Origin of the sequence: Paenibacillus sp. Y412MC10 (assembly GCF_000024685.1) — a bacterium.
In the GTDB taxonomy this organism is placed as follows: Bacteria; Bacillota; Bacilli; order Paenibacillales; family Paenibacillaceae; genus Paenibacillus_AQ; species Paenibacillus_AQ lautus_A.
In genome coordinates this window covers 94,763-106,830 of sequence record NC_013406.1, presented here as the reverse complement: position 1 = coordinate 106,830, position 12,068 = coordinate 94,763, and the positions used below count along the sequence as shown (strand labels likewise).

At 49.7% G+C, this 12,068-nt stretch carries 12 protein-coding genes and 1 riboswitch; of the genes, 7 read left to right on the top strand and 5 right to left on the bottom strand.

Going from position 1 to position 12,068, the window contains the following annotated elements:
* Positions 1 to 26: 26 nt before the first annotated feature.
* The gene (locus GYMC10_RS00505) at positions 27 to 545 is read right to left on the bottom strand and encodes a YwhD family protein (RefSeq protein ID WP_012818354.1); all 519 of its coding nucleotides are present in this window, start codon (positions 543 to 545) and stop codon (positions 27 to 29) included.
* A gap of 147 nt (positions 546 to 692) precedes the next feature.
* On the opposite strand from GYMC10_RS00505, the gene GYMC10_RS00500 reads away from it, so the two are divergent.
* The 5 genes from GYMC10_RS00500 to GYMC10_RS00480 all read left to right on the top strand — a co-directional run bounded on the left by GYMC10_RS00500 (position 693) and on the right by GYMC10_RS00480 (position 6,006).
* Positions 693 to 2,684 carry a M1 family metallopeptidase gene (locus GYMC10_RS00500; protein ID WP_012818353.1) on the top strand — a complete coding sequence of 664 codons (1,992 nt, stop codon included), beginning with the start codon at positions 693 to 695 and terminating at the stop codon, positions 2,682 to 2,684.
* Between the two features lie 11 nt (positions 2,685 to 2,695).
* Positions 2,696 to 3,523, top strand: a complete 828-nt coding sequence (locus GYMC10_RS00495; protein ID WP_012818352.1) for a hypothetical protein — start codon at positions 2,696 to 2,698, stop codon at positions 3,521 to 3,523.
* 346 nt (positions 3,524 to 3,869) lie between these two features.
* Positions 3,870 to 4,005: riboswitch (cyclic di-AMP (ydaO/yuaA leader) on the top strand.
* Positions 4,006 to 4,009: 4 nt separating this feature from the next.
* Positions 4,010 to 4,483 (top strand): C40 family peptidase, encoded by a 474-nt coding sequence (locus GYMC10_RS00490; RefSeq protein ID WP_012818351.1) that lies wholly within the window; start codon positions 4,010 to 4,012, stop codon positions 4,481 to 4,483.
* 504 nt (positions 4,484 to 4,987) lie between these two features.
* Positions 4,988 to 5,488, top strand: coding sequence for a GNAT family N-acetyltransferase (locus GYMC10_RS00485; protein WP_012818350.1), 501 nt, complete (start codon positions 4,988 to 4,990; stop codon positions 5,486 to 5,488).
* A 161-nt stretch (positions 5,489 to 5,649) separates the two neighbouring features.
* Positions 5,650 to 6,006: a c-type cytochrome gene (locus tag GYMC10_RS00480; protein WP_006207476.1), complete on the top strand. Its 357-nt coding sequence runs from the start codon at positions 5,650 to 5,652 to the stop codon at positions 6,004 to 6,006.
* Between the two features lie 100 nt (positions 6,007 to 6,106).
* On the opposite strand, the gene GYMC10_RS00475 is transcribed toward GYMC10_RS00480, so the two are convergent.
* Together GYMC10_RS00475 and GYMC10_RS00470 are read right to left on the bottom strand one after the other, a co-directional pair.
* A complete protein-coding gene (locus tag GYMC10_RS00475; RefSeq protein WP_012818348.1) occupies positions 6,107 to 6,421 on the bottom strand; it encodes a 4a-hydroxytetrahydrobiopterin dehydratase in 315 nt (104 codons plus the stop codon).
* A 107-nt stretch (positions 6,422 to 6,528) separates the two neighbouring features.
* Positions 6,529 to 6,822: a hypothetical protein gene (locus tag GYMC10_RS00470; protein ID WP_012818347.1), complete on the bottom strand. Its 294-nt coding sequence runs from the start codon at positions 6,820 to 6,822 to the stop codon at positions 6,529 to 6,531.
* A 191-nt stretch (positions 6,823 to 7,013) separates the two neighbouring features.
* On the opposite strand from GYMC10_RS00470, the gene motA reads away from it, so the two are divergent.
* A complete protein-coding gene (gene motA / locus GYMC10_RS00465) occupies positions 7,014 to 7,814 on the top strand; it encodes a flagellar motor stator protein MotA (protein WP_009595558.1) in 801 nt (266 codons plus the stop codon).
* Positions 7,798 to 8,604, top strand: a complete 807-nt coding sequence (gene motB, locus GYMC10_RS00460; protein ID WP_009595545.1) for a flagellar motor protein MotB — start codon at positions 7,798 to 7,800, stop codon at positions 8,602 to 8,604. Before motA ends, motB begins: the two co-directional genes overlap by 17 nt.
* 123 nt (positions 8,605 to 8,727) lie before the next feature.
* Here motB and rluF read toward each other — a convergent pair whose 3' ends face one another.
* Both rluF and GYMC10_RS00450 read right to left on the bottom strand, forming a co-directional pair.
* The gene (gene rluF / locus GYMC10_RS00455) at positions 8,728 to 9,429 is read right to left on the bottom strand and encodes a 23S rRNA pseudouridine(2604) synthase RluF (protein WP_012818346.1); all 702 of its coding nucleotides are present in this window, start codon (positions 9,427 to 9,429) and stop codon (positions 8,728 to 8,730) included.
* 34 nt (positions 9,430 to 9,463) lie between these two features.
* The gene (locus GYMC10_RS00450; protein WP_012818345.1) at positions 9,464 to 11,758 is read right to left on the bottom strand and encodes an ATP-binding protein; all 2,295 of its coding nucleotides are present in this window, start codon (positions 11,756 to 11,758) and stop codon (positions 9,464 to 9,466) included.
* Positions 11,759 to 12,068: the final 310 nt, after the last annotated feature.

Genomic DNA, 12,068 nt, shown 5'->3' with positions numbered 1-12,068 from the left:
ATCTAAAAAAATGCTTATTTATGGTATCATTCCGCTGTTTGAAGAGCTTCTCTAAACTCCTCCGGCGAGGCATTCCACCATTCCTCGTTACGGGAGATCAGCAGTTCGCGCAGCGCTTTCTTCTCCACGTCGCCAAGCCCATCCAGAATAATCTTGCGCTTCATCGCCGCATCCATTTTATTCACATGGTCGGCGAGGATTTTCCAGCCGCGGCGGGCATCATGGTCGATCCACATTTCGCACGCGGTCATGCCTGCATAATGCTGTCCTTCCGCGGTACGGTCTACAGCTACCCACACGATCCATACCTGGCGTCCGTTGGGCACTTCATCACGGTTCATGCTGAAGCGGATGCCCTTCTCCACCTTGCTCTTTGCATGCATGGCTCCAATATCCACTCGCGCCTCGCCATTGTCGATGATGACAGGCGACAAACTGTTCAGATCGATGGAGCCGGATCCAAACCCCTTATGCTTACTCTTGCTATTGATAATATTCAACGCAATGGGTTTCTTCGCACCCTGCTTCTGATCTTCGTTCTCCACTGCTGCCGACCTCCTATATCAGAGCCGATTCTCACGTATCAGCCGCTAAATTGATAACCATGTCCCAATAATTTTATTTTAACTAATAATCCCCCAAAAGCAAACATATACATGCACTAGATGCTTGTCAACGGGAGGTTGTTCGATATGGTCCCACCACGTGCCAAAGTCTTTCTATCATCCCTGCTTGCCCTTGGTTTGCTTGCAGGATCGATGCCGATATTTCTGAATCCAGGGTCCTCAGCGTCTGTCCTTGCCCCAAATGCGGGCAAGCCCTCTGCCTCTGCCGTGGAGAAGGCCCCGCTCTCACCGCCTAAGGTGCAGCCTGATACTCCCGCTCCGGCCCTAAGCGACCGGCTGGTGGAATATCACATGGATGTTCGGTACGAGCCTGAGGAGAACAAACTTAAGGGCAAGCAGACACTCACTTGGACTCACCCAGGCAAAAAAAGCGTAAATGAGCTGTACTTTCATCTGTATCCCAATGCCTTTGCTTCCGATGAAACGACCTTTATGAAGGAATCGGGCGGCAGGCTTCGTTCCGACCCCATGCCGGACGACGGGTACGGCTCCATGACCATTACCAATGTGAAAACCACGGAAGGACTGGCCCTGACCCATCGCCTTCAATTCGTCCAACCCGATGACGGGAACATCAAGGATCACAGCCTTGTCAAACTTAGATTGCCCAAACCCATCAAGGGCGGGGAGAGCATCACCATTCACATGGAATTTGAAGTCGAGCTTCCCAAAATATTCGCGCGCATGGGCACCACCGAGAATTTTATTATGGCTGGCCAATGGTTTCCTAAAGTATCGGTCTATGAACCGGCCGGACTTCGCGGAAGAGCCGAGGAAGGATGGAATCTTCATCAATACCACGGCAACTCCGAGTTCTATTCCAACTTCGGCATTTACAGCGTTCGCATCCGGGTGCCCGAGAATTACATTGTCGCCGCGACCGGATTCCCGACCAAGCCCGCCCAAAAGTCGAACGGGGAAAAAATTTATCAATTCTATGCCGATGATGTGCACGATTTTGCCTGGTCGGCCTCGCCCAACTTTGTCACGGCCGAGGAAGCCTTCTCGGCACCGGGCGTGCCGGGCGTCCGCATCAAGCTGTATCTCGATCCGGCCCATAAAGACCTGAAGGACCGTTACTTTGATGCCGCCAAGTCGGCACTGGCTTCGTTCGGTAAATGGTACGGAACCTATCCTTATTCCACGTTGTCCATCGTCGTCCCGCCGGAGTCGGGCAACGGTGCAGGCGGTATGGAATACCCGACGCTGGTCACGGCCTTCGGGGCCAAGAACGATTCGCCGGGTTATGAGCTCGAACGGACCGTCATTCACGAGATCGCCCACCAATATTTTTACGGAATGATCGCAAGCAACGAATTTGAGGAAGCGTGGCTGGACGAGGCCTTTGCAACCTATGCAGAAGAAAGAGTGATGGAGAAGGAATACGGCATTACCTCCAACACCGCTGCTCAAGGAGCATCGATTACCTCCCCTGCCCCGCTGAAGATGGAGTCCTGGAAATACAGCTCACACGAGAACTACGCGCTGAATGTTTACACGAGAGGCAAGCTGGTGCTGCAAGGCATTGAACGGCAGGTCGGTCCACAGATGATGGGGAAAATCATGCATACCTATGCCCAGAAATATCGGTTCAAGCACCCAACCACGTCTGATTTTCAGAAAGTCGTCGAGCAAGTAAGCAAAACATCCTGGCAATCGTATTTTGACCAATATGTATATGGAAGCCAAATGGCCGACGTCGCCATCGATGTGATCAAAACCAAAAATAAAGGCACGTCAGACCATCCGCGGTATGAATCCACGGTCAAGATTACGAGCAAGGACGGAGATATAACCGATGTGCCTATCGTGTTCGCCTTTGAAGACGGCAAAACGGTGGAGCGAACCTGGAGCGGCAAGGACGGAAAAGTTACGTACACCCTGGAGTACAGCACCCCGCTCGCCTGGGCCATGGTTGATCCGAAATACTCCATCGTTCTGGAGAATAGACACATCAATAACTATATGAAGGCAGGAATGGATCCGAAGGTGGTCACACGCTGGAATCTCAGTATTACCAAGCTTGTGGAGACGTTGTTCGGCAGCCTGTCATGGTGAGGGGGGAGCACATGAAAAGTTATGCAGGCCAAGGGTGGATCAGTGTTAAAGACCAATTATACGTCTCCATTCTGCTGTTCTTGTACCGCATGCTGTGGGGATATTGCCTGTACCGGCTTGTAAAATCGGCAGTCGTCCCCCTGCTGATGCGGTATCCGGATTCTGCCCCTAACGAGCTTAGTCGCCTGTTATTCTTCTACGAGGGCGAGATGAGTCTATCGTTAAGCGGCACGGTCCATACCTATGGTTGGCTTCTGGCCGCTCTGCTCCTGATCCGGATGGTATGTACCCCGCTCATTCGGGCAGGCATCTTCTATAACCTCCACCAGGAGGCTAAGGGCGAGCGCGGATTATTCTTCTTCACCGGCATGCAGAAGCTATGGAAGCCCGTTACGGTATTTTATCTGATCGAACTTGTTCTTACCTTTGTGCCCGGATACTGGATTCTGCCCAAAATCCTTCCGATCCTGCTGAACGGGATCCATGAGCCGGTTATGCTGCTTCATGCGCTGCCTCATGCAGCCGGCTGGTTTCTGTACGCCTATCTGATTCGCCTGTTATTGCTCTATATGCAATTCGGCCGTACGGACAATTCCGGCATGATCAGCTCCGTTCTTGCGCTCTTCCGCCGACTGGGCACGGCTGTGCTGTTATCCCTTACCGTTGGCGGATCGGCCTGCGTCATTCTTTTGCTCCTGAGCTCGGCATCGCTCTTCTGGGCGGGATTGATCGGCTTGATTATTCAGCAAGCCTCTTATTTTCTAAATGGACTCTTCCAAATTTGGGTAATTTCCGCCCAATATCATTTGTGGCGGGATTCTTCTTCGCAGCATGCCTAATCGTTACATTTCGTTACCATCATATGATAAACAAGCTCGTAAATATGCTGTAATCGGAAGCGACACATTTCTCTCTCGGACTTGATTTTACAAAGAATAGAAGCTCATTTTTCCTCAATATTACATTTTCCGATGGCCAAGTTACAAAAAAACCTGATCCCGCATGACGGGGACAGGTTTTTTTGTATAAAAATGAGCTTTCCTCATTTGCCAAATTGTTAATACTCTGCTAAAATAACGAATATGTTAGTAACAACTTTGTCATCTTTACTGTAACTTTTTGCTGGAACTATGTAATTTCGTTAAGCATGTTGGAACGTCAGACGTCTATGAATGGGTTCATCAACATTTTAAGGAGCCGAATTCCCATGATTGGGAAGCGGGGGATCCGTTTTGGGTGAATTGATCTCGCAAGAGAGGGATCATAGGGGACCTTCAACCGAACCCTTAAGCTAACCTCGCAGGCAATGGAAGGAGCTTTTTGCTTTGAAAAAGAAGTTAACGGCCATTTCTCTAGGCCTGGCCCTCGCACTCACATTAGGGACCGGAAGCGCTTTCGCCGATTCCAAATTAAATACTGCAATCAAACCAGCCATTGGTGTCTCTTATAAAACAGGTGGAACCACAACGAATGGTTTTGACTGCTCCGGATTCACCAGCTATATCTACAAGAAACTTGGTCTTAGCCTGCCGCGCACGTCTGGAGCTCAATACAAAGTCGGTACGGCCGTAGCCAAGAGCAAGCTGAAAGCTGGCGATCTCGTGTTCTTCAACACATCCGGCAGAGGTGTATCTCATGTGGGTATTTATGTTGGGGGCGGCAAATTCGCTCATTCCTCATCCTCGCGCGGTGTCATCATCAGTCCGCTGAGCCAGAGCTATTACGCCAATCGATACGTAGGTGCTAAGCGAGTCATGAGTCAGTCTACGTACAAGTCTGTAGCTGTGAACTACAATTAATTACTGGAACTTCATTGATTTATCCTTTACAAGAAGCCCTGGGTGTATGAGATTGTGCCGATCTCATCCAGCGGCTTTTTCTTTTGTCTGCTCTGTGTATACCTTTATAACGTTTGGGACAACGAAAAAGTTCCCACTTTTCGAGAAAAAAAGAAAATTATTATGCGATTCACTTCGCCCCCTCATGTCGTTGCATCTTCTACCCTTTATATACCCTCCTCTCCCTTCATTAAACACCCTAATGGAAAAATATTGATTTTATTTTCTGAGGACTACTACGAGCAGCGGTACGTAGGTGCCGAGCGCATCATGAGCAATGATCAGTATGAAAAGTCGACCGGAGAATCCTCCTAAGCTTCGATGTCTTATCCTCGTCCTGCCCATACATATCCGTTTGCCCGTCAAAGGAGACCTACTTCTCTTGGACGGGCTTTTTGATGCGGCTAGAATGTTTGAGAAATGGGGTATAATTTAATTTGTAATTATGACAGGGGGACTTTGCCAATGGATGCAGCACCGATTTCATTTCATACGGTGGTCATGCGTGAAGAGCACGCGAAAGAAATATGCGCCTGGACCTATCCTCCTCCCTATAACATTTACGGTTTTCTTCCCTGGGAGCAGATGAAGGGGCTTGAGATCGAGTTTGGGGATCCCGACATCCGCCGGGAGCAGTACATTTCGATTTTGGATGAACGGAAGACGCTATGGGGATTTGCCCAACTGTTTCCGATGCATGAGGTTACGCGAATCGGGCTGGGCATGCGGCCTGATTGGTGCGGGCGGGGAATGGGTAAACGGTTTATGCAGACGATTGTCCGGGAAGCGAGGCGGAGGCGGCCTGCCGATGAGATCGACCTGGAGGTAATGACCTGGAATGAACGTGCGATCCGCGCGTACGAAAAGGCGGGCTTTCATATCACCGATACGTATGAGCGCCTTACGCCGACGGGAAACGCCCTTTTCCACTGCATGGTGTATGAGCCTCCGGCAAATGAGGAATAGTAATCTTTGTCTATATGAAAAGGCACAATTTTGTGTACTTTTTATGAAGGTGCGCGGTATAGTTGCTTTTTTTGTCACAACTGGCTATGCTGTCTATGGATGTTGGTTTATAATGGAGACAAGTGCAAAAGTGCAGTATACATAGAAGGGACGATATGACGATGCAAAAATGGATCATGAGCGGATTGTTCTTCGTCGCATGTGCGTTGGCTATTGCGCTGATGTTTACGCTCCCAGGCAAGGAACAGGTAGCTCAGGAAGAGAAGCCGACTATGCCGGAAGTGACTCTGGATGCTGCCGCAGCGGAAGCCACACTGAAAGCAAGCTGCATCAGCTGTCATGGTGACCAACTTCAAGGCGGCGCTGGACCGGCTTTGAATCAAGTAGGCGGACACATGGATGCGGACGCGATCTTCAACGTTGTAACCAAAGGCCGTAAGGGTATGCCTTCCTTTAAGGATCAACTTAAGCCTGAAGAAATCGCAAACATCGCGCTGTACCTTGCTGAGAAAAAATAAATCAGCTTATACGCAAAACACGCTTGAACCTGGAGAACCTCCCGGCGCAAGCGTGTTTTTACATATTGGGGAGCTATGACCGGATGGATCCGACTCCCGTCTATTGTCCCGTCTTGCCGTCCTTGGAACGGCTTTTCTCATAGGCCTCGTTAAACTGCTGTGCTTCCTTAATATCCACAGCCGTAATGCCGCCGTCGTCCCAGGAAGTGAGACGCAGCGTAACGACTTTATAATCTATGGTGATATAGGGGTGATGTCCGAAAGCTTCCGAAATAGCTGCCACTTCATCAACAAAAGCGATTCCCTTCATGAAGGAGGAGAAGGTATACTTCCTGACGATCCATCTCCCTTGTTCAAATTCCCAACCCTCAAGCTTTTCCAGATGAGCCTCTACTTCTTGCTGCGTATAAAGCATCTTTTATCTTCCTCCCCGAAAAAAACCTATCGTAAAGCCGACTGACACGTGTATGGGCTTCTGTCATCTATTCTATTCTGCCCTGTTTCCGTTGATAACTGGAGTGATTACACAAGAGCCACAATGGCCAACTCTTCTTCACCGATCAAAATATGTATTCGATGGTTATTCTGGTCATGCATGACCACGCCGCTGCCGACGCTAATCACCGGCTCCGTGCCCAGCGCATAGAACAAATCCTCCGCCAGCGCCTCATGAACCTCATTCCGCTCGGCTTCGCCCAGATTGCCCCAATCCTCCGCTTCCATTTCAAAGAAAACGTAGCTGTCGGAAATTCGCCCGACGGCTTCGGTCAACTCCGCGAGGATTTCGCCGTAATCCCTTCCGTGCTTCACACCCATCTCAATCACTCCTTTCCTTACCGTACTAAGCTTCGTTTCCCTTCCTTCCATTATACCGGAAATTACAACTAAAAAAAAAAGCCCGACCTGACGATAAATAGGATAACGCCCCACAAAAGGGGCCCGGTTCTCCATGAGAGCCGTTCTGACGAATGGATTCGTTATTTTATTTCTCACGGATGAGGTGTGGTATGGAAATTTCAACAATTATAGGCTTAATCATCGGTATCGTCGCGGTACTGGTGGGCATGATTCTTAAAGGTGCCTCCCTTCTCGCTTTGTATAACCCGGCAGCCTATCTAATCATTCTTGGCGGTACGGCAGCAACTTTATTCATCGGATTTCCGTTATCCGAGCTGAAAAAGATTCCGAAGCTGGTCAAAATGACCTTCGTGAAACAGAATCTGATGGACAAGACGGACATGATCAAGCTGTTCATGGAATGGGCTTCGATTACGCGCCGTGAAGGTCTGCTGGCTCTGGAAACCAAAGTGGATGAGATCGATGACAGCTTCCTGCGTAACGGAATGCGCATGATTATCGACGGCAACGATCAGGAATTCGTACGCGATGTATTGATGGAAGATATCAACGCCACGGAAGAGCGCCATCGTTCCGGCTCGCTGATCTTCTCCCAGGCCGGCATGTATGCACCTTCCCTCGGGGTACTCGGAGCCGTTATCGGTTTGATCGCTGCACTATCCCATATGGAAGACATGGGCGAGCTTGCCCATGCCATCGGGGCTGCGTTTATCGCTACCCTGCTCGGTATCTTCACCGGTTATGTCATCTGTCACCCGATTGCGAACAAACTCAAGCGCCTATCCAAGCGCGAGGTTGAAATCCGCCTTATGATGGTAGAAGGCCTGTTGTCTATTCAATCCGGTGTATCCACCATTGCAATCAATCAGAAGCTTTCCGTGTTCCTGACACCATCCGAACGCGCTGAGCTCAGCGAGAGGGAGGCTGGTGCTAGTGAGCAAAAAGACTAGACACGAGCCGCACGAGGAGCATGCCGACGAATCCTGGCTTCTTCCGTACGCTGACCTGCTGACCTTGCTTCTGGCCCTGTTCCTGGTGTTGTATGCCATGAGCGCGACGGATGCACGCAAATTTCAAGAAATGAGCGAAGCCTTCAGCGTTGCTCTCACCGGCGGAACCGGGGTGCTGGATTACAGCAAGACCGAGCCCAGCGACACCCCGCCGAATATTAACGATCATAAAGCGACAACCCCTTCCGTTCCAGCAACAACGCCCGACCAACGTCGTGCCGAGTTGATGCGTCAGGAACAAGAGGATCTGGAGAAGCTGAAGAAACAGCTCGATAATTATATTAAAAATAACGGTTTAACCTCAGAGCTCAGCACCAAGTTAAACCACTCCCAGCTGGTCATTACGATCCGGGATAATGCCCTGTTCCCGTCCGGCGAAGCCGTGGTGAAGCCGGAGGCCCGTAAACTGGCCAAGGCCATCTCGCAAATGCTTCACAAGTTCCCGGATTATGAGATCATTGTTTCCGGTCATACGGATAATGTGCCGATTTCCAACAGCAAATATCCGTCCAACTGGGATTTAAGCTCGGATCGAGCATTGCAGTTCATGAAGATTCTGCTCACCAACTCGGAACTGGACCCTAAACGGTTCATGCCGATCGGTTATGGAGAATACCATCCGATCGCCGATAACAACACCGCTGTTGGACGAGCGAAGAATCGTAGGGTTGAGGTATCCATTATACGTAAATACCAGGATAGCGCAACGTTTACCAGCGTGAATGAATAACCGGTAAAGGAACGGTCTAACCGACTATAACACACCCTAAACAACCGATGCATCTGGCCTCCAGATCTCATCGGTTGTTTTCTTTTTACACAAGGGATTCACAAACCCGGTACACTATAATTGCTACTCGAGCTTATAGTTCAGCAGCCGGCCAAGCTCTTCCTTCTCTTTGTCATTAAGATCGCGCCATGAGCCGATACGTTGGCTGCCAAGTCGAATATTCATAATCCGGATTCGCTGCAGCTTTCGAACCTCATAACCAAAAGCGCTGCACATTCTGCGGATTTGCCGATTTTTCCCCTCCGTCAGAATGATTCGAAATACGCGTTCGGACATTCGCGTGACCTCACAGGGGAGCGTCATCTCCCCCAAAATTTTGACGCCGCCGGCCATTCCGCGAAGGAAGGATTCAGTAACCGGACGGTCCACCGTCACAATATATTCTTTCTCATGTTTTCCTTCGGAGCGAAGGATCTTATTGACGATATCTCCGTCATTCGTTAACAGGATCAGTCCTTCGGAGTCCTTATCCAATCGTCCAATGGGAAAAATCCGTTCGTTATGGCCTACGAAGTCTACAATATTGCCCTTAATATGCGACTCGGTGGTGCTCGTAATCCCGACCGGCTTATTAAGAGCAATATATACATGCTTCTTCTTGTCCTGAAGCGGCTTTCCCTGGATCCGCACATCGTCGCCTTCCTCGGCCTGGCTGCCCAAGACCGCAACCACCCCGTTAATGGTGACCTTCCCGCTCTCCACCAGCTTGTCCGCTTCACGACGCGAGCAATATCCCGTTTCGCTGATAAATTTATTGATTCTCAAAGATGCCATCCCCTTATCTGTAACTACTTCATGTTCAGCCTTCGATTGTTTTCTGCGGTACCGCAGGCAGGACAATACTTACTCTCGTGCCTACTCCAACTTCACTCTCGATTTCCATCGTCCCCCGGTGGCCCTGGATAATGCGCTGGCTTACCATCAACCCGAGGCCTGTGCCCGTTTCCTTATTCGTAATAAACGGTTCGCCAAGATGCGGCATCATGTCTTCCGGAATGCCTTGACCTTCATCCCGAATATCGATCTGTATCTGTTCGGGCTGCGGGCGTGTAAGCCTGATCCATATATTGCCGCCTTCCGGCATGGCTTCAATGGCATTCTTGAGCAGATTTATGAACACCTGTTTGAGCTGGTTCTCTTCGCAATGCACAAAGGTCGGTTCTTCAATAAAATCCAATTTGAACTCGATGCCGTACAGATGCGCCTGGCTGTCGAGGAAGGAGATGACATCCCCCATAATGACGCCCACGTCCCTCTCCTGGAAATTAATCGCCTGAGGCTTGGCTAATATCAGAAATTCACTGACGATCAGATTGATTCGATCCAGCTCGGACAGCATCAGGTCGATATGATCGGGATTCGCTTTGTGAGTCTGCTGTTGAAGCTGCAAAAATCCTCGGAGGGTCGTAAGCGGATTCCGGATTTCATGCGCAACCCCGGCAGCCAGCTGCCCCACGGTATTGAGCTTCTCCGAACGCCGCAGGAGCTCCTCGATCCGATTGCGTTCCGTCACATCGCGGGATACGCTAATCATGGAGGTAACCTCGCCGTTCTCGTCCCGCACAAGCGAGGTGCTGATGCTCACTTCAATCGTGCTTCCATCCTTGCGCAGACGGACCGTCTCCACCGGCGGAAGCCGCTCACCAGCCCGCAAACGACGGATGCGTTCCTTCTCCTCTTCCTCTTTGGCCGGAGGCACAAGCGCAAGCTTCCGCCCGACCACTTCGTGCGCCTTCCAGCCGTATAATTGCTCAAACGCTTTATTCACGCTGATCACGCGTTCATAGGTGTCGGTTGTATGAATGGCATCGGCCGTCTGATTGATAACGGACTCTAAATATTCTTTAACGGACTGGTTCTCATCCACCATCTGCTTCAACTGGCTCGTGTAGGTACCCAGATTGCGGGTCATGGCATTGATGCGGCCTGCAAGCTGCCCCAGCTCGTCCCGGCTGCTAACCTCAAGTCTACGATCGAAGTGACCATCCGATACATCGTTTACGGTGCCCAGGATGGCCTGAATCGGCTTCGTAAAATAACCCGCTACAATGTAACTGCCAAAGATCACGATTTCGAGCAAAACCAGTGAAATAGCCACCAGGCTGATCATCTGCTCCCTCATCACGGAAGAGATGGCTTCATAATCCATGACGACGCTGATCACGCTGGTCGGTTTATTTTCGGACAGGATGGGAATGAAGCTTTTTAACACCTTCTTATTATTGATGGTGCTGACAAACACCACATTGTCGCTGGTAGATACGGCCCTCTGCACAGCTTCCGTATCTTGATCCAGGCTCCCATAATTGTAGGTGCCGAACGTGATCGGTCGATTGCGGAGCTTGTGGTGAACATCGTCCGTTCCATCCTCTCTCATATATTCATTGCCAAACGTTTCGGGGTTGATGCCCGTCACTTCCAATATCCGCGGATTCGATTTCAAAGTCTCCTCCACCACGGTGTTCGGGCTTGTGATCTTCACAAAATCCTTGATATTCGAATTCCGGATGTAGGGATCGATAATATAATTCCGCTTGCCATCATAATAGTATCCCCATTTATCAATGAACTCCGGATTGGATGTGGAGAACTCGAACGGTCCGGACCAGAAATGCTCGGCACGCTGCCCCTCCGTAACGGACACGACTTTGCCATGCTGGAACAATTCCAGAAATGCGGTATGCCAATACCCCCAGTTTTTTGTGGAAAGGCCGATTTCGTCTTGGGAGGAGGAACGGGCAACAACGATATCATCGTTGGTTCGAACCAGCAGCGAAATGTGGGTCACACCGATCTCTTTACTTAATTCGGCCAATTGCTGATTGGTTATATTGTTAATATCGGGATCTAAGGCCTTTGCCGCATTAACTGCTGCTACCTTCAGCATATCCCCGAAAATGTTATCCACATACGCAGAGCTAAAGCCGGTTTGCTGAACCGTAATGGCGATCTGCGTGGCGGCCATCACCATTTTGGTTTCACTATCCTGCTGCAGGTTTTCCTGGGTCGTGTAATAATTCAGCGTAATGTTAAGCAGAAGGATAAATAATACCGATATGGACATGATCATCGATAATTTCGTCTTAATCGACAAGTGGCATCTTCACCTTTCTGCTGTCACATCGACGACTTGTGAATATATACCCTCATGATACCTTGATCACGAACGTTTGAAAAGACAAGCCGTACTGCGGCTGCCGGGTTTTTTCGCAATCGCATTGCTATTGAATTAGGGAATCCTTACAATATAAGAGGCTAATCCCGATAAATAAAACGACGTATCCACAGATTGCGCACAAATACACAACTTATCTGGGGATAATGTGTATAACTTTGTGTATAATTTTTTACTTATCCACAATTCTGTCCACATCATGTTAACAAACGAATAAATGTTCGTTGAA